General features: G+C 72.5%; 13 protein-coding genes. 7 read left to right on the top strand and 6 right to left on the bottom strand.

Features of this window, described 5'->3' with window-relative positions; translation table 11 throughout:
* Nucleotides 1–243: 243 nt before the first annotated feature.
* From ACIQWA_RS34640 to ACIQWA_RS34650, 3 genes are all read left to right on the top strand, one after another.
* Nucleotides 244–1788, top strand: coding sequence for an MFS transporter (locus tag ACIQWA_RS34640; protein ID WP_402489440.1), 1545 nt, complete (start codon nt 244–246; stop codon nt 1786–1788).
* 107 nt (nt 1789–1895) lie between these two features.
* Nucleotides 1896–2285: an SCO5389 family protein gene (locus ACIQWA_RS34645; protein ID WP_402489443.1), complete on the top strand. Its 390-nt coding sequence runs from the start codon at nt 1896–1898 to the stop codon at nt 2283–2285.
* Between the two features lie 188 nt (nt 2286–2473).
* Nucleotides 2474–3505 (top strand): LLM class flavin-dependent oxidoreductase, encoded by a 1032-nt coding sequence (locus tag ACIQWA_RS34650; protein WP_402489446.1) that lies wholly within the window; start codon nt 2474–2476, stop codon nt 3503–3505.
* An 86-nt stretch (nt 3506–3591) separates the two neighbouring features.
* Here ACIQWA_RS34650 and ACIQWA_RS34655 read toward each other — a convergent pair whose 3' ends face one another.
* A complete protein-coding gene (locus tag ACIQWA_RS34655; protein WP_402489449.1) occupies nt 3592–6126 on the bottom strand; it encodes a collagenase in 2535 nt (844 codons plus the stop codon).
* 330 nt (nt 6127–6456) lie between these two features.
* On the opposite strand from ACIQWA_RS34655, the gene ACIQWA_RS34660 reads away from it, so the two are divergent.
* Entirely contained in the window at nt 6457–9078 is a 2622-nt protein-coding gene (locus tag ACIQWA_RS34660) for a collagenase (RefSeq protein WP_402489451.1), read from the top strand.
* Between the two features lie 125 nt (nt 9079–9203).
* On the opposite strand, the gene ACIQWA_RS34665 is transcribed toward ACIQWA_RS34660, so the two are convergent.
* Together ACIQWA_RS34665 and ACIQWA_RS34670 are read right to left on the bottom strand one after the other, a co-directional pair.
* Complete coding sequence (locus ACIQWA_RS34665; RefSeq protein WP_402489454.1) at nt 9204–10235, bottom strand: GDP-mannose 4,6-dehydratase; 1032 nt, start codon at nt 10233–10235, stop codon at nt 9204–9206.
* Nucleotides 10232–11446 carry a UDP-N-acetylglucosamine--N-acetylmuramyl-(pentapeptide) pyrophosphoryl-undecaprenol N-acetylglucosamine transferase gene (locus tag ACIQWA_RS34670; protein ID WP_402489457.1) on the bottom strand — a complete coding sequence of 405 codons (1215 nt, stop codon included), beginning with the start codon at nt 11444–11446 and terminating at the stop codon, nt 10232–10234. Before ACIQWA_RS34670 ends, ACIQWA_RS34665 begins: the two co-directional genes overlap by 4 nt.
* A gap of 184 nt (nt 11447–11630) precedes the next feature.
* Between ACIQWA_RS34670 and ACIQWA_RS34675 the strand changes: the two genes are divergently transcribed.
* Complete coding sequence (locus ACIQWA_RS34675; RefSeq protein ID WP_402489460.1) at nt 11631–12320, top strand: response regulator transcription factor; 690 nt, start codon at nt 11631–11633, stop codon at nt 12318–12320.
* Nucleotides 12317–13705 carry an ATP-binding protein gene (locus tag ACIQWA_RS34680; protein ID WP_402489462.1) on the top strand — a complete coding sequence of 463 codons (1389 nt, stop codon included), beginning with the start codon at nt 12317–12319 and terminating at the stop codon, nt 13703–13705. Before ACIQWA_RS34675 ends, ACIQWA_RS34680 begins: the two co-directional genes overlap by 4 nt.
* A gap of 14 nt (nt 13706–13719) precedes the next feature.
* Here ACIQWA_RS34680 and ACIQWA_RS34685 read toward each other — a convergent pair whose 3' ends face one another.
* Nucleotides 13720–14286: a Uma2 family endonuclease gene (locus ACIQWA_RS34685; RefSeq protein ID WP_402489465.1), complete on the bottom strand. Its 567-nt coding sequence runs from the start codon at nt 14284–14286 to the stop codon at nt 13720–13722.
* A 198-nt stretch (nt 14287–14484) separates the two neighbouring features.
* On the opposite strand from ACIQWA_RS34685, the gene ACIQWA_RS34690 reads away from it, so the two are divergent.
* Nucleotides 14485–15492, top strand: coding sequence for an NADP-dependent oxidoreductase (locus ACIQWA_RS34690; RefSeq protein WP_402489468.1), 1008 nt, complete (start codon nt 14485–14487; stop codon nt 15490–15492).
* An 84-nt stretch (nt 15493–15576) separates the two neighbouring features.
* Here ACIQWA_RS34690 and ACIQWA_RS34695 read toward each other — a convergent pair whose 3' ends face one another.
* A complete protein-coding gene (locus ACIQWA_RS34695) occupies nt 15577–16347 on the bottom strand; it encodes a phosphotransferase (protein WP_402489471.1) in 771 nt (256 codons plus the stop codon).
* Between the two features lie 82 nt (nt 16348–16429).
* Nucleotides 16430–17257, bottom strand: a complete 828-nt coding sequence (locus ACIQWA_RS34700) for a LysR family transcriptional regulator (RefSeq protein ID WP_402489474.1) — start codon at nt 17255–17257, stop codon at nt 16430–16432.
* Nucleotides 17258–17310: the final 53 nt, after the last annotated feature.

A 17310-nucleotide genomic window follows, 5' to 3' on the forward strand; every position in this document is an offset into this window, starting at 1 on the left:
ATCTGCGGCGGCGGGAACAGGGGCCACCGGGTTCTCCGTCCGCGGTCCGTGGCCCACGGGGATGACCCGTGCCGGCGACGGGTGACAGCCGCAGGCCCCATCTGCGCTTGCGCCGTCCGAAAACTGATGGTTGTCGGTAATGAACGGTTGTGTTCCCTATCGCCCGGCGCTACCGTCGGTAGTGGCGAACGAATCCGTCCCCCCTGCCCCCGCGTTCGCCCCCGAGCCATTGGGGAACCTGCCATGGCGACCTCGCGTGCCCTGGCCACGGCTCCGCCCGCGACCGCACGTCGGGGCCAGCACCCAGGGATTGCCCTCACCGTCATCGCGGCCACCCAGCTGATGGTGGTCCTCGACATCACGATCGTGAACATCGCCCTGCCGCACATCCAGCAGGCCCTGAGCTTCTCCACGACCAACCTGTCCTGGGTGATCAACGCCTACACGCTGACCTTCGGCGGCCTGCTGCTGCTCGGCGGCCGCGCGGGCGACATCCTCGGGCGCCGGCGGGTGTTCATCGCCGGCGTGCTGCTGTTCAGCTTCGCCTCGCTGCTCGGCGGGGTCGCCCAGTCCTCGTCCTGGCTGCTGGCGGCCCGGGCGTTGCAGGGCGTGGGCGGGGCGATCGCCTCGCCGACGGCGCTGGCGCTGATCGCCACCAACTTCAAGGAGGGCCCGGAGCGCAACCGGGCCTTCGGCGTCTACTCCGCCGTGGCCGGTGCGGGCGGGGCCGTGGGGCTGCTGCTCGGCGGCATGCTGACCTCCTGGCTGTCCTGGCGGTGGGTGCTGTTCGTCAACGTGCCGATCGGCATCGCGATCGCCCTGCTGGCGCCGCTGTACATCAACGAGTCCGAACGCCACCCCGGGCGCTTCGACCTGACCGGCGCGTTCACCGCCACGGCGGGCATGGTGTCCCTGGTGTACGGCTTCATCCGGGCCTCCGACCACGGCTGGACGGACGCCGTCACGCTCACCTCCTTCGGCCTCGCCGTGGTGCTGCTGTCGGCGTTCGTCGTCAACGAGCGGCGGGTCCCGCAGCCGATCACCCCGCTGCACCTGCTCCGCGACCGCAACCGCTCCGGCGCGTACGGGCTGATGCTGTGCGTGGCCGCGACGATGTTCAGCATCTTCTTCTTCATCACCCTGTTCGTGCAGGAGATCCTCGGGTTCAGCCCGCTGCGGGCCGGGTTCGCGTTCCTGCCGATCAGCGTGGCCATCGTCGGCGCCGCCCAGTTCGCGGCGCGCAGCCAGATCCGGTGGGGCCCGAAGCCGTTCCTGGTCGCCGGGTCGGTCCTGGTCCTCAGCGGGGTGTTCTGGGCGACCCGGATCGACCTCCACAGCACCTACGTCGGCGGGATCCTCGGACCGACGCTGCTGTTCGGCTTCGGGATGGGCTCGATCTTCGTCCCGGTGATGCTCACCGTCGTCTCGCACGTGGCACCGCACGAGACCGGGGCGGCCACCGGCAGCCTCAACGCCATGCAGCAGGTGGGCGGTTCGCTCGGCCTCTCGATCCTGGTGACGGTGTACGGCACCGCCAGCCGCAACGAGGCCCGGCAGCAGGTCGGGGCGTTCCTGCGGCAGGCCACCCCGCAGCAGGCCCTCCAGTTCAGGGCGACCGGCAAGCTCCCGGCGCCGTACTCCTCGAACGTCCTGGTGCACGGCATCACCAGCGCCTTCCAGCTGGGCCTGGTCTTCGCAGCGCTGGCCGTCGTCATCGCGGTGTTCGTCATCAAGGTGCGGCCGGCGCCGGGGGCGCCGGACGTCAGCCCTTCGGGGGGCGGTACTTGACAGGGCGTCGGGGCGTCCAGGACAGTCCTTAGCGCACATGGTTTTCATCTTCGTTAACCATTTCCCCCGTGCGCGTCCCGAGCGCGCCCCCGCGAAAGAGGACCCCCATGTCGCTCGACGTCTCCCCCGCCCTGCTCGACCAGGCCCGCGCCGGCCACGTCGACCAGGCCGACTTCCTCGACACCGTCCGCACCTCGCTCCCGTACGCCTACCAGGTCGTCGCCGGGCTCAGCACCGAACTCTCGGACGGCGAAGCCGAGTTCACCACCGACAACACCACCCCCAGCGACGAGCAGCGGGCCCAGCTGCTGCGTGCCCTGGCCAGCAACGCCATCCGCGGCAGCCTGGAGGAGCACTTCGGCGTGAAGCTCGCCTTCGTCAACTGCCACCGCGTCGGCGCCTTCCGGCCCGGCTCCGAGGACAGCGCGGCGTACCGCGAGTTCACCTCGCTGCACAACCAGATCCGCAACCAGAGCCCGGAGCTGCGCAGCTGCTGACCCGGCGCGCGGCCGGGACGGGCGCCCACCCGGGAACGGGGGCGCCCGTTGCGCCCTGTTGCGCCGCGTTACGGCCCCTTGTCCGGATCCCGCGCCGATCTTGTGGCACCGCGCGCGGTCTGCGTACGGTCGACGGGCACCCCCGTCCGGCCCTCCGGGGCCGCCAGACCCCCCGCGGAGCCGCCACCATGCCGCCCTCCTCCCGCCCGCTGCGGAAACTCGGCTTCCTCACCATCGGCCTCTTCGACGAGGCGGACCCGCGCCGGGGCCACGAGTCCACCCTCGACCTGATCACCCTCGGCGAGCAGCTCGGCTTCGACAGCGCCTGGCTGCGCCACCGCCACCTCCAGTTCGGGATCTCCTCCCCGGTCGCCGTCCTCGCCGCCGCCACCCAGCGGACCAGCCGCATCCAGCTGGGCACCGCCGTCACCCCGCTCGGCTGGGAGAACCCGCTGCGGCTCGCCGAGGACCTCGCCACCGTCGACCTGCTCTCCGGAGGACGGCTCAACCCCGGGTTCAGCGTCGGCCCGCCCGTCCACTACGAGCACGTGCGCGGCGCGCTCTACCCCGACACCGGGGACCACGAGGACTTCTCCCCGGCCCGCGCCGAACGCTTCCTCGCCCTGGTCCGCGGCGAGGACGCCTCCGACTTCGCCGGCACCGAGGGCATCGAGGTGTACTCGCGCAAGGTCCAGCCGCACTCCCCCGGGCTCGCCGACCGGCTCTGGTACGGCGCCGGCAGCCTGCGCTCGGCCCGCTGGGCGGGCGAACAGGGGCTCAACCTGCTGACCAGCAGCGTGGTCAAGCCCGAAGCCGGCGACGCCGCACCGGACTTCGCCGCCATCCAGGCCGAGCAGATCCGCGCCTTCCGGGCCCACCACCCCGACGGCGAGCACGCCCGGGTGTCCCAGGGCCTGGTGGTCATCCCCACCGACGGCGCCACCCCCGAACAGCGCGCCAGGTACCGGGCCTACGCGCTCTCCCGCACCCCGCGCACCCTCACCCCGCAGGGCCCGAACCGGCTGCTCTTCGCCCCCGACCTGGTCGGCAGCTCGGCCGAGCTCGCCGAACGCCTGCACGCCCACGCCGGCTTCCGGGAGGTGGACGAGGTCGCCTTCGCGCTCCCGTTCGACTTCGAGCCCGAGGACTACACCCAGATCCTCACCGACCTCGCCACCCACCTCGGCCCCGCCCTCGGCTGGACCCCGCCTGCGGGATGACGCCGGATGACGCCGGATGACGTCGGACGACGGACGGTGGCCCGGAGCGGGTGCTCCGGGCCACCGTGCGGCGTGCGGCGTGCGGGTCAGTACTGGGTGGTGATGGTCACGCCGCTGAAGTCGGTCTGGGCGTAGAGGCTGATGTAGCGGTAGCCGGCCGTGGTGTTGGTGACGGTCAGGCTCTGGCTGGTGGTGCCGTTGGTGGTCGAGCCGGTGGTGTAGGCGTTCGGGGTGGCCCAGGTGTCGGGGTTGTAGAGCAGGTAGGCGGTGCCGGTGCCGCCGGAGCTGGACACCTTCAGGGTGGTGGTGCCGGCCGGCAGGTAGATGTAGTAGTACGCCAGGTTGCCGGCGGTGGCGGACTGGTTGGTGCGGGAGCAGTTCCTGTCCAGCACTCGGGCGTCGGCGGCGGTGCAGCCACTGAGGCTGCCGACCGTGACGGACTGGGTGACGGTGTTGGTCCTCCCCTTGCCGTCGGTCACCGTGAGGCTGACGTTGTAGCTGCCGGCCGCGGTGTAGCTGTGGGCGGGGTTCCGGCTGGTGGAGGTGGCGCCGTCACCGAAGTTCCAGGCCCAGGAGGCGATGGAGCCGCCGGGCTCGGTCGACTGGTCGGTGAACTGGACGGCCAGGCCGGTCGGGGCGGCGCTGAACGCGGCGGTCGGGGCGCCGCCGACCTCGCAGGCGCCGGCGGCGCAGGCGTCCAGCCAGGTGTTGAACTCGGCGTCGTAGGCGGTGCCGATCGAGTTGTAGGTCGCGTAGCCGCCGGTGTAGTCCCCGGTGCGGAAGTGGCCCAGCATGTTCTGGATGACGTCCGGGTGCTTCTCGGCCATGAAGCGGACGGCCAGGTAGCCCCACGGGTAGGTGCGGGTGGTGTCGCTGTTGTCGTAGGTGTTCTGGAACAGCGTGCTGAGCGCGTAGGTGTGCTTGGGCGCCTCGGCCATCGCCCCGGTGTCGGTGACGTTCCGGTAGCTGTAGGACACGTACTCGGCGACGCCCTCGATCCACCAGACGTCCGGCACGGATATCTGCTGGTTGAAGTCGCCCTTCATGTCGAGGCGGCCGTCGAGGGCGTGGGTGTACTCGTGGTTGAGGTTCCAGACGCCCGCGGTGAAGCCGTCGTCGCCGTTCTGGTAGGTCAGCGAGAGCGGCTGGTTCCCGGGGGCGGTCGGGTCGCCGATCAGGGTGATGCCGCCGTTGTTGGTGCTGACGCCGTAGATGCCGCCCGCGTAGGTCTGGTAGTCCTGCGGGGAGGCGAAGACCACCAGCTGCAGCGAGTTCTCGTACTGGCCGGCGATCGGGCCGCTGTCCTTGACCAGCTTGTGGAAGAACGGGTCCTGGTTCTGCAGGCTGGCGCAGACGGCGGCCAGGTCGGCGGCGGTGAGGCTCTGCGCCAGGATGGTGTGGGTGGCGTCGCAGGTGTGGCTGACCGGCAGGGCGGCGGCCTTGAGCTGGTCCGGCAGGTTGCAGACGCCGTAGTACGAGCAGTTCGCCTTGTCGTAGAAGGCCGCCATCCCGGCGACGCCGACCCAGAGCGACGCGGTGGGGCCGGTGATCGAGGAGACGTCCATCAGGCCCTTGATCAGCGGGCGGACGGTGGAGACCAGGGCGGGGTGCTCGATGAACCGGGCCGCCTCCAGGCCGGCGTTGGAGACCAGGAAGGAGTTGGTACCGCCGAGCATGCTCCGGTGGTTGAGGGCGAAGCCGTCCAGGGTGCGGATGATGCTCGGGTCGGCGGTGGCGGCCGCGACGAAGTCGGCGTTCTGGTGGCCGCGGAAGAGCGGGGTGTACACGCTGTTCGCGAAGTTCACCATGTACCAGGACGCGTCCCACGAGCTGGTGTACGCGTTCAGCACCCGCTGGTAGGTGCCGAGGTAGTGGGCCTGGAGGTTGGCGCTGTCGCTGAGGATCATCGCCTGGCCCGCGACCTGGCCGTTGCCGTCGTTGACGTCCAGGAAGTGCGGGCTCGCCACCAGGGTGTCCAGCGCGGCCTGGACGGCGGCGGTGAGCGTCGCGTCGTAGCTGCCGACGTCGCCCGGGCGGTAGTACTGCACGTAGTAGCCGGCCTGGAGGAAGTAGACCAGCTGGTAGATCCCGGTGGAGTTGTCGCCGGTGTACGAGGCGGCGGCGCTCTTGAGCCCGTTGGCGGCCGCGAGCATCTGGCTCTGCTGGAACACCCCGTGGGCGTCACCGCCGGTGAGGCGGAAGAGCGAGCTGATGCAGTCGACGGACGAGCCCTGGATGAAGGCCGCCAGGGCGGAGCCGCTCCGGCCGCTGAAATCGGCGGGGGTGCAGGAGGTGGCGGCCGGGGCCTTGGCGAGCCTGGGGGCCGGGGCCTTGGGTGCGGCCGACTGCGGGGAGCGCGGCGGGAGTTGGGCGGGGGCGAGGCGGCCGGCCTGGGTCTGGGCGTGGGTGTCGAGGCCGAAGGCGGTGCCGGTGGGGGCCGTCCCGCCGGGGTGCGCGGAAGGGGCGGCCTGGCCGGGGGCCTGACCGGCGGCCGGGCTCGCCTGGGCACCGGCCTGCACCGTGGGGGCGGCGAGGCTCGGGGCGGCGGCGAGGCCGGTGACGGCGGTGGTCGCGGCGGCGAGCACCGCGAGCGAACGGGGTAGCCGGAGTCGGTGACGCATCGTCACTCCTTGCTGGGGGGTGTGGGGGTGGGCCTCGGGCAGCTGCTGCGGAGGCCGTCGCCTGGCACCGTGCCACGGTTGCCGCACCACAATCAATAGGGTGTGACATGTCACTTTGATTCGTGCACCCGAGCTTCGGATGCGAAGCGCAGGAGCCGGTGGAGCAGCCCACGGGGGCGGTCCGCGGGGCCCTGCACGGACCCTTGCGATGACATATAACCTGTGACATTGTTCTGACCCTGATTCCGGTGACAGGTCACACGTCAACTTCCCCTCCGCCTCGTGGCCGACGCCGCGTCACCTCCCCCACCTCAGGACAAGGACACCGCAGTGCGTCTGCGCCAATCCCTTCCGCTCCTGGTGGCGGCCGCCCTCGCCGGGCCCGCCACCCTGCTCCCGACCCCGGCCCTCGCCGCGTCCCCGGCGTCGGCCACCGCCACCGCCTCGGCCGCCGTTGCGGCCCCGGCGGCCGACGGCCGGGCCCCGGCCGCGCCGACACCGTTCGGCGCCGAGATCGCCGCCCCGTCCTCCTCCGAGGACCTGGGTCGCACCACCGCCCCGCTCCCGCCTGAGCTGCTCGGCCAGGCGCTCCAGCCGACCGGAACGGCCGTCCAGAACGCCCAGGCCGGCCGGACCGTCCAGGCCGCCCAGAATGCCCAGAACGCCCAGCACCCGAAGGCCGCCGCCACGGCCCAGCACGCGCTGACCACCCCGGCGCCCGCCGCGGCCGGCTGCGCGGCCTCGGACTTCGGCGGCCGCAGCGGCGCCGACCTGGTCGCCTTCGTCCAGGCCTCGACCACGGACTGCGTAAAGACGCTGTTCAACGTCACCGGCACCGACGCGGCCAACGTCTTCAAGCAGTCCCAGATGCTCGCCGTCGCCAACGCCTTCCGGGCCCAGGCGGGCAAGTACACCGGCGACAACTCCGGCAACCTGCTGCAGCTGGTGCTCTTCCTACGCGCCGGCTACTACGTCCAGTCCAACAACGCGAGCACCGTCGGTCCGTACGACGCCACGCTCACCGCCGCCGTCCAGGCCGGCCTGGACGCCTTCTTCGCGACCGCACACCGGACGGACGTCAGCGACGCCAACGGCACCGTGCTCAGCGAGGTGCTGGTCCTGACCGACAGCGCCAACATCCAGGCCCACTACCTGAACGTCTACCAGCAGGTCCTGAACGCCTACGGCAACGGCTACAACGCCTTCCCGAAGATGGTCAACGCCGTCAACTCGGTGCTGTGGGCGCCGCTGTGGCGGGCCAACTGGAACCCGGACTACGTCAGCGCCGTCACCGCCGACCCGGGCGTGGTCACCACGCTGGCGAGCTTCGCCCAGAACCACAAGGACCTGCTCACCACCCCCAACGCCTTCCTCGCCGTCAACGCGGGCAACGACCTGGCCCGCACCGCCGGTGACGGCCCGGCCGTCGAGGCCGTCGCCAAGCCGCTGATCAAGCGGGTGCTCGACAGCACCCCCATATCCGGCGCGGTCGGCAAGCTGTACGTGTACACCGCGTACAACGCCAACCGGTACGACAACGCGCAGTGCTCCTACTACGGCACCTGCGACCTGCCCGGCAAGCTCACCGCCGCCGTGCTGCCCAACACCCTCGTCTGCGACAACCGCACCATCCGCACCGAGGACCTCACCGCCGCCGAGCTGGCCACCGTCTGCGCGAGCCTGCGCGGCGAGGACACCTTCTTCCACAACCTGGTCAAGGACAACGGCCCGATACCCGGCCAGTACGGCAAGACCATCACCCTCGCCGTCTTCGCCAACCGGGACGACTACCAGACGTACTCCTGGGCGATCTACAACAACTCCACCGACAACGGCGGCCAGACCGTCATGGACGTCACCGACCCCGACAACAAGCCCGTGTCGGTGATGTACAAGAAGTCCTACCTCGACGGCTTCCCGGCCAACGTGTGGAACCTCAACCACGAGTACACCCACTACCTCGACAACATCTACGACATGAAGGGCAACTTCGGCACCGAGATCTCCGTCCCGGACATCTGGTGGATCGAGGGCGTCGCCGAGTACGAGTCCTACGCCTACCGCGGCACCACCGACACCCAGGCGATGGCCGAGGCCGCCACGCACCGGTACAAGCTGAGCACCGTCCTCCAGAACACCTACGACAACTCGGACACGGTGCGCACCTACCCGTGGGGCTACCTGGCCGTCCGGTACATGGTCGAGAAGCACCCCGCCGACGTCCAGAACATGCTCGGCCACTTCCGCACCGGCGACTACCAGGGCGGCTACGCCGTCTACAACGGCCTCGGCACCTCCTACGACGCCGACTTCGACACCTGGCTGAACGCCTGCGCCGCCGGCGCCTGCTACGCGGACGGCCCGACCGCCCTCTTCGGCCAGTCCGTCGACGGCGCCACCGTCACCCTCACCGACAAGTCCGTGGAGAACAACTCCCCTGCCTCACTGGCCTCCTGGCACTGGACCTTCGGTGACGGCAGCAGCTCCGAGGACCGCAACCCGGTCCACACCTACGCGGCCGCCGGCACCTACACCGTCAACCTGACCGTCACCGACAGCGCCGGCAAGTCCGCCAGCACCCCGACCTCGGTCACCGTCACCACCGGCGGCACCACCACCCTGCCGACCTGCACCGACCCGCGCACCGACGCCCTCGGCCAGAACTGCTCCCGGCCGAACCAGGCCCGCACCGCCGGGAACCTGGACTACTTCTACGTCTACCTCCCGGCCGGCACCAGCACCCTCAAGGTCTCCACCTCCGGCGGCACCGGCACGGCGGCCCTCTACTACAACGCCGACACCTGGGCCTCCCCCAGCGCCCACACCGCCGCCTCCACCAACCCGGGCACCACCCAGAGCCTCACCGTCACCAACCCGGCGGCCGGCTACCGGTACATCAGCCTGTACGCCACCACCGATTTCAGCGGCGTGACCGTCAGCACCCAGTTCTGATCCGCCACTTGAGCGAACGCCCGAGCGGCGCGTCCCCCACCGGGGGCGCGCCGCTCGGGCCGTGCTGGGCCGTGCTGGGCCGTGCTGGACCGTGCCGGTCGGTGCTGGACGGTGCTGGGCGCCGCTCAGACCGCGTAGCGCTTCGGGTCGAACAGGTGGAGGTGCTCGGCCACCCAGGCCGAGGTCTTGGCCAGCCCCTCCTCCAGCGGGACCTCCGGCCGCCAGCCCGACCAGCCACGGGCGCGGGAGTTGTCGGACAGCAGCCGGTGCACCTCGCTACCCGCCGGGCGCAGCCGGGCCGGGTCGACCGTGATCTCGACGTCGGTACGGCCGGAGGCCGCGATCAGCGCACCCGCCAGGTCGCCGATCGAAACCTCGTGCCCGGTCCCGAGGTTCACCGCCTCGCCGACCGCGCGGTCGCAGTAGGCGAGGGCGAGAAAGCCCTCGGCGGTGTCCGTGACATAGGTGAAGTCCCGGGTCGGGGTCAGCGAGCCCATCCGCAACTCACGCACCCCGGAGTGGAGTTGGGCGAGGATCGCGGGGATCACGGCGCGGGCGGACTGGCGCGGGCCGTAGGTGTTGAACGGCCGCACCACGGTGACCGGCAGTTCGAAGGCGTGGTGGAAGCTCAGCGCCATCATGTCGGCCCCAATCTTCGAGGCGGAGTACGGGGACTGGGGCTGCAGGGGGTGGTCCTCACCGATCGGCGCGCGCAGCGCCGTTCCGTAGACCTCGCTGGTCGAGGTGTGCAGGACACGCCGCACGCCGTGCCGCCGCGCCGCCTCCAGCACGTTCTGGGTGCCGACGACGTTGGTGTGCACGTACGCGCCCGGGGAGTCGTAGCTGTACGGGATCCCGATCAGCGCCGCCAGGTGGAACACCGTGTCGCAGCCCGCCACGGCGTCCGAGACCCGGCCCGCGTCGCGGACGTCGCCGGCCAGCATCTCGACCCGGTCGCTGCCCAGGTGGGCGGCGAGGTAGCCGCGTTCGGCGTAGGGCTTGTAGTGGACCAGGGCGCGGACCCGGGCGCCGCGGGCGACCAGCAGGTCGACCAGGGTCGAGCCGATGAAGCCCTCGGCGCCGGTGACCAGGACGGTGCGGTCGGCCCAGGCGGTGGTGGCGCTGGTGGTGGTGGCACTGGTGATGGCGGCGGTCATTCGGCGAGCTCCGTTTCGATGGCGCGGATCGGGGTCGGAATCGGGATCGGTACCGGGTTCGGCGTCACGGCCGGGCCGTGGGAACGGCCGGCCAGGCGGCGGACCCAGTCGGCCAGCAGGTCGGCGGCCTGGGCGTGGGTCCCCCCGGGCGCGGCGGCGCCCATGGCGACCAGCCGGGACGGGTCGGCCAGCAGCGGGTCGAGCACGGCGGCCAGGGAGTCCGCGTCGGTGGACTCGTCGCGCAGGATCCGCGCCGCCCCCGCGTCGGCGAGCACCTTGGCGTTGTGGAACTGGTGGTCGCCGGGCGCGTGCGGGTACGGCACCAGGACGGCGGGCACCCGGACGGTGGCGAGCTCGGCCACGGTCGCCGCCCCGGCCCGGCAGACCACGACGTCGCTGGCGCCGTAGGCGAGGTCCATCCGGTCCAGGTACGGCACCGCCTCGGCGACGGCGTCCCCGCCGACGGCGGCGAGCCGCTGCCGGGTGTCGTCCAGGGCCTGCGGGCCGGTCTTGATCAGCAGCCGGACGTCCGTCCGGCCGCGCCAGCGTTCGGCCAGGCCGAGCGCGGCCTCGGTCAGCCGGCGCGCTCCGAGGCTGCCGCCGTTGAACAGCACCAGCCGCGCGCCGGGCGGAACGCCCAGCCGGTGGCGGGCCCGCGCGCGCTCGGCCTGCCGGTCCAGCCGGGCCACCGCACCGGTGAGCGGCATGCCGACGGTGACCGCCCGCTGCCGGCGGGCCTTCGGCAGGTGCTCCCTGGTCTCGTCGAAGGCGAGCGCGATCTGCGGGGTGAGTCGCGCGGCGAAGGCGTTGGCCCGCCCCGGCACGGCGTTCGACTCGTGGATCAGGCTGGGCAGTCCGGCCATCCGGGCGGCCAGCACAGCCGGCGCGGAGGCGTACCCGCCCATCCCCACCACGATCTGCGCCCCCTGGTCCTCGACCGCGCGCTGCGCCTGCTTGGCGGCGCGGACCAGGTCCGCCGGCAGCAGGAAGCGTCGGGCACCGAGCGAGGGGTCGAAGGGGATCATGTCGACGGTGTGCAGCCGGTAGCCCGCCTCGGGGATCAGCCGGGTCTCCAGGCCCCGGGTGGTGCCCACGAAGGAGATCACGGCGTCGGGGTCGGCCCTCCGCAGGGCCTCCGCCAAGGCCAGGCCCGGGTAGATGTGGCCGCCGGTGCCGCCGGCACCGATCACGACCGAGAGTGGTGTGTCCATGGCTCACCACCGTGGCGGGCCGGCCTAAGAGGGCTTTAGGAGAATGCGGGCCTTCGCCCGCTATCTTTCGGTATGCCCGGAACGGGCCGCGCGCCCGGAACGGCCCGCGAGCACGGCACGGCCCGCGCGCACGGAACGGGCCGTCGGAGCAGGTCAACGGGGTACGAGGAGCGGAGGGTCGGCGGTGCGGATTCTGGTGGCGGACGATGACCAGGAGGTGCGGGAGGCCGTGGCCGACGGCCTGACCGTCGAGGGCTACGAGGTGGTCACCGCCGTCGACGGCCACGACGCCCTGGCGAAGATCGCCTCCCACGAGCCCGACGCGGTCGTGCTCGACGTGATGATGCCGGTCCTCGACGGCCTCGCCGTCTGCCGTCAGCTGCGGGCCCTGCACGACCGCACCCCGGTCCTGGTGCTGACCGCGCGGGACAACATCGACGACCGCGTCGACGGGCTGGACGCCGGCGCCGACGACTACCTCGTCAAGCCCTTCGCGCTGGCCGAACTCACCGCCCGGCTGCGCGCACTGCTGCGCCGCGCCGCCTTCGACGCGCCCGGCGCCGAGGCCGACGCCGAACTGCGCTACACCGACCTCGTCCTGGACCCGCGGACCCGCACCGGGCACCGCGGCTCCCGCCGGCTGGAGTTCAGCCGCACCGAGGCGACCCTGCTGGAACTGCTGCTGCGCCACTCCGGGCAGGTGCTCACCCGGGAGACCCTGCTGGAGCGGGTCTGGGGGCAGGACTTCGGCCCCGAGTCCAACTCCCTCGCCGTGTACGTCGGTTACCTGCGCCGCAAGCTGGAGGCGGGTGGCGAACCGCGTCTGGTGCACACCGTGCACGGCGTCGGCTACCGACTGGCCGCAGACTCGTGACGCTCCGCGTCCGGCTCGCCGTGGCGACCGCCCTGGCCGTCGCCACCGTCGCCCTCGGCCTCAGCTGGGCCGCCTTCGCGGTGATCCGCTACGAGCTGACCCACCAACTGGAGCTGGAACTCACCCAGGCCGCCACCGTCGCCCTCCAGCAGCAGGGCAACGAACCGCCCGGCGTGCTCTCCGGGCAGTGCCGCTACCTGGCCGCCCCGGCCTGCACCCAGATCGTCCCGGCCGACCCGGCCCGCGACCCCCGGACGGCCGTCGCCCCGTACCTGTTCCCGGTCACCCCGGCCGTACGCGAGGTCGCCGCCGGGCAGCGCGCCGCCTATTTCAGCACCGCCACCGTCGCCGGGTTCCCGGCCCGGATGCTGGTCACGCCCTTCCGCGGCGGCACCGCCCTCCAGGTCGTGCTGCGCTCGGACGGGGTGGACCGCGCCGTACGGCAGTCCGCGGCCGCGTTCGCCGGGCTCGGCGCCGCCGGGGTGCTGGCGGCCGGGTTCCTCGGCTGGTGGGTCTCCCGGACCGGCCTGCGCCCGGTGACCCGGCTCACCGCCACGGTCGAACGGATCACCGCCACCGGCGACCCCCACCACCGGATCACCTCCCACGCGGCCACCGGCCGCCGCCGCGACGAGGTCAGCCGGCTCGGCGAGAGCTTCGACACCATGCTCGACGCGCTGGAACGCTCGGTCACCGCCCAGCGCCGCCTGGTCTCCGACGCCTCGCACGAACTGCGCACCCCGCTGACGGCGCTGCGCACCAACGCCGAACTGCTGGCCCGCGGCGACCGGCTCACCGACGCCCAGCGCGAACGGGCCGCCACCGCCCTGGGGCGGCAGCTGCGCGAGGTCACCGGCATGGTCAACGACCTGGTGGAACTCGCCCGGGACGAGGAGCCCCAGGCCCTGGTCGAGCGGTTCCGCCTGCTGCCCCTGGTCGAGCACGCCGTCACCTCGGCGCGCGGGCACTGGCCGGGCCAGGAGTTCACCCTCGCCGTCGGACCGGGCGCCGCCGAGGCGGTCGTGCCGGGCGTCCCCGCCCGGCTGGTGCGGCTGCTGGGGAACCTGCTCGACAACGCCGCCAAGTTCGGCGCCGGGCGCGGGCCGGTGGAGGTCCGGGTGGCACTGGCCGGCGACGGCGGCGACACCCTGGAGGTGTCCGTCCGCGACCACGGCCCGGGCATCGCCACCGAGGACCTCCCGTACGTCTTCGACCGCTTCTACCGCTCCGACACCGCCCGCAGCCTCCCCGGCTCCGGCCTCGGCCTCGCCATGGCCCGCCAGATCGCCCGCGCCCACGGCGCCGACCTCGTCGCCCGCGAGACCGACCCCCACCACGGCGGCGGCGCCTGCTTCGCCCTCACCGGCCTGCCGGTCGAGCACTGAGCTCGGACGGCGGTTCAGAACCTGGTGGTGTCGAGGTCCACCTCGAAGGGCTCGGGGAGCCGTACCGGCACGCCGAACGGGTGCGGGCCCTCCACCCGGGTGTAGCCGAGCTCGCCCGGCTGGGAGAACAACGTGCAGGCCCCCTCCTGGCGGTCCACCAGCAGGTAGAGCGGAGCGCCGAACTGCGCGTAGCGACGGCGCTTCACGGTCCGGTCGGTGTCGGCGTTCGACGGCGAGGTCACCTCGACCACCAGGAGCGTCTGGTCCGGCAGCAGGGCTCCCTCCGACTCGAAGAGCTCCTCCGGCAGAACGGCCATGTCCGGCAGGTAGAAGTCCTGCGTGCCCGGCAGATCGAGATCGCCCGAGCCCGCCAACAGGCCCAGCTCGTCCATGCGGCGGCCGAGCTGCTTGCCGATCAGAGCGGTGGCGCGCTCATGCGCCCAGGACGGCGAAACGGGGGTGATGACACCGTCGATGAGCTCGACGCGTTCACCCGCAATGTGCTGAATCGCGTACTTCAGAGCCTGCTCCGGATTCGGTACCTGGCTGTAGTCGCCAGGACCGATCTGCGCTGTGCTCACTGGCTGTTCTCCTCTCCGGCGCCGGTCTCCGCGCTCGGGGGCTGCCCGGCGGAAAGACTATCGGTGCCTCGACCCCCTCCTCCGCGCTTCACCACGCCCGACCCACTGAATCCGGACACTCACTAGTCATATGATTAAGCGCTTGCTTAGACTCGGCATCTGTCCTTCCAGCATGCGAGTACGCCACCAGGAGTCGTCATGACCGACGTCAACCGTCAGATCCGCCTTGCCCGTCGACCGGTCGGGGAGGTCCGGCCGGAGGACTGGGCGTACGGGGAGGAGCCCGTGGGGGTGCCCGGGGACGGGGAGTTCCTGGGGCGGACGCGGTACGTGTCGCTGGACCCGGCGATGCGCGGGTGGCTGGACGACCGGCCGTCCTACCTGCCGCCGGTGGGTCTGGGCGAGGTGATGCGGGCCGGGGCGGTGGCCGAGGTGGTCGCGTCCAACCACCCGAAGTTCCGGGTCGGCGACCACGTGGTGGGCTCCTTCGGGGTCCAGGACTACGCGGTGTCGGACGGCAAGGGCGTGGTCAAGGTCGATCCCGCGCTCGCCCCGCTGCCCACCTACCTCGGGGCGCTCGGGATGCCCGGGATGACGGCCTACTTCGGGCTGCTGGAGGTCGGCGCGCTCAAGGAGGGCGAGACCGTGGTGGTCTCCGGCGCGGCCGGGGCGGTCGGCACCATGGTCGGGCAGATCGCCAAGGTGAAGGGCTGCCGGGTGGTCGGGATCGCCGGCGGGCCGGAGAAGTGCGCACTGCTGACCGAGGAACTCGGCTTCGACGCGGCCGTCGACTACCGCGCCGAGGACGTCCGCAAGGCGCTGCGCACCCACGCCCCGGACGGCATCGACGTCTACTTCGACAACGTCGGCGGCCCGGTCCTGGACGCCGCGCTGACCAGGCTGGCGATGCACGCCCGGGTGGTGGTCTGCGGCGCGATCAGCCAGTACAACAACGAGGACTCGGTGCAGGGCCCGTCCAACTACCTGTCGCTGCTGGTGCGGCGGGCCCGGATGGAGGGCTTCGTGGTGTTCGACTACGCCCGCCGGTACGCGGAGGCGGCGGCCGAGATCGCGGGCTGGATCGGCGAGGGCCGGATCAAGGTGAAGGAGCACCTGGTCGAGGGCACGGTCGCGGACTTCCCGGAGACCCTCGGGATGCTCTTCCGCGGGGAGAACACCGGCAAGCTGGTGCTGGGCCTGGTCTGAGCCCCGAGCCCTGGACGCACTCCGGCCGACTGGATGCACCCGGCCGAACCGGCCGCACCGGCCGGCTCAGCCGGCACAGCCGGCTCAGCCGTCGAGCAGGGTCGCGCGCTCGGCGCGGAGCCAGCGGCGCTCGGCCGTGATCTCGGCCGCGTCGCCGCGGGCGAGGAAGGCCGCCCACGGCTGCTCGCCGCGCCCGCCGAGCCGCTCGATCCGGGCCGCCTCCCGGGCCTGGAGCGCGTCCAGGGCGTCGAGCACCGCCTCCGGCCGCTCGCCGTAGGCGGTGCACAGCGCGTCCAGGCGCTCCCGCAGCACCCCGGGCCCGCTGACGGCGGCCCGGCGCTGCTGCTCGACGGAGCGCAACGGCACGGCGTACCAGGCGAGTTGGGCGAGGTCGTCGACGGCGTGGCCGGGCGCGGCGAAGTCCCAGTCGATGAAGCCGGCCAGCTGGTCGCCGTTCCACACGGCGTTCCACGGGCCCAGGTCGCCGTGCCGGATGACCAGGCCGGGCCGCCACTCCTGCTCCGCGCCCTGCCAGCTCGCCCCGGCGGGCGGGCGGAAGTCCCGGACGGCGTCGTGGTACTCGCGCAGCCAGCGCCCGAGGGCGCGGACGCCCGTGGTGGAGCGCAGGACGGCCGGCCAGGGCGCGAAGGCGGGTTCGCCGTGCAGCAGCGAGAGCACCTCCTCGCCGCCCTCGACGGCGATCGGCCGTGGGGCCCGGGTGAAGCCCGCCGCCTCCAGGTGGGCCAGCAGCGCGTGCACGGCGGGCGTCCACGGGCCGATCGGACGGCGGATGGTGTCCCCGATCCGCCGCACCGTGGTCACACTGCCCCGGTCCGTTGCTCCGTCCTCGATCACCGGGGCAGCGTAGCCGTCTCCGCAGCTCGGCGTCGCAGGGTTTCCCGCCGGAGCGCCCCCGGCCAGCCTGTGCGCGGCGCGGTCAGGCGGGCCGCAGCGTGGCGGCGGCGATCTCCAGGAAGTCGCGCAGCGGCTTGCCCCGCCGGTCGGCCAGGTCCGCCAGGTCGGCCGGGACGGCCAGGCAGGTCTCGACCCCGGGGACGTCGGTGACGGTCCGGTGGACGAGGTCGGGCCGGGCGTAGGAGCGCGCCACGCTCAGCGGCAGCAGGGCGATGCCGTGCCCGGAGGCGATCAGCTCGAACTTCTCCTCCAGGGAGGCCGTCCGCCGGACCGGTGCGTCGAGCATCCGCTCGCCGACGAGGTCGGCGGTGGTGAGTTCGGCGCGGGCGGCCAGCGGGTGCGTCGCGGGCAGGCAGGCGACCCGGGGCTCGTGGCCGATCGGGATGGTGCGCAGCCCCGTGTCGTCGAACGGCCTTCGCAGATAGGCCACTTGGCAGCGGCCGTCGCGCAGCGGCGCGTCCTGCTCCCACCAGCGCGCCGGGACGAGGTCGGTCTCGACGTCCGGGTGTCGCAGCGCGAACGCGCGGATCGCCTCCGACACGTGCAGGCCGGGCGAGAAGGCGACGACCAACCGCCGGGTGCCCCGGTCGGCGTCGTGCACGCGCTGCACCGCCGCGGCGACGGCCGCGAGGATCCCCCGCGCCTCCTCCTGGAGCTGTCGGCCGGCCGGGGTCAGCTCCACGCTGCGCGTGGTCCGGACCAGCAGGGTGCACCCCAGCTCCTGCTCGATGGCCCGGATCTGACGGCTGAGGACGGGTTGGGTGATGAAGAGCTGCTCCGCCGCCCGGCCGAAGTGCCGGTGCTCGGCGACCGCCGCGAAGTAGCGGAGCTTGCGCAGGTCGAGATCCATGCCTGAAAAGTATCAATGCCCAGGAAGGGTATTGGACGCCGCAGTTGGCCGGC

The sequence above is a fragment of the Kitasatospora sp. NPDC098652 genome, assembly GCF_044760155.1.
Classification (GTDB): Bacteria; Actinomycetota; Actinomycetes; order Streptomycetales; family Streptomycetaceae; genus Kitasatospora.

Bases quoted from the DNA above. Each gene is read 5' to 3' on its own strand.
- ACIQWA_RS34640 (WP_402489440.1), top strand. From the start codon at position 244: ATGGCGACCTCGCGTGCCCTGGCCACGGCTCCGCCCGCGACCGCACGT.
- ACIQWA_RS34645 (WP_402489443.1), top strand. From the start codon at position 1,896: ATGTCGCTCGACGTCTCCCCCGCCCTGCTCGACCAGGCCCGCGCCGGC.
- ACIQWA_RS34650 (WP_402489446.1), top strand. From the start codon at position 2,474: ATGCCGCCCTCCTCCCGCCCGCTGCGGAAACTCGGCTTCCTCACCATC.
- ACIQWA_RS34655 (WP_402489449.1), bottom strand. From the start codon at position 6,126: ATGCGTCACCGACTCCGGCTACCCCGTTCGCTCGCGGTGCTCGCCGCC.
- ACIQWA_RS34665 (WP_402489454.1), bottom strand. From the start codon at position 10,235: ATGACCGCCGCCATCACCAGTGCCACCACCACCAGCGCCACCACCGCC.
- ACIQWA_RS34670 (WP_402489457.1), bottom strand. From the start codon at position 11,446: ATGGACACACCACTCTCGGTCGTGATCGGTGCCGGCGGCACCGGCGGC.
- ACIQWA_RS34690 (WP_402489468.1), top strand. From the start codon at position 14,485: ATGACCGACGTCAACCGTCAGATCCGCCTTGCCCGTCGACCGGTCGGG.
- ACIQWA_RS34700 (WP_402489474.1), bottom strand. From the start codon at position 17,257: ATGGATCTCGACCTGCGCAAGCTCCGCTACTTCGCGGCGGTCGCCGAG.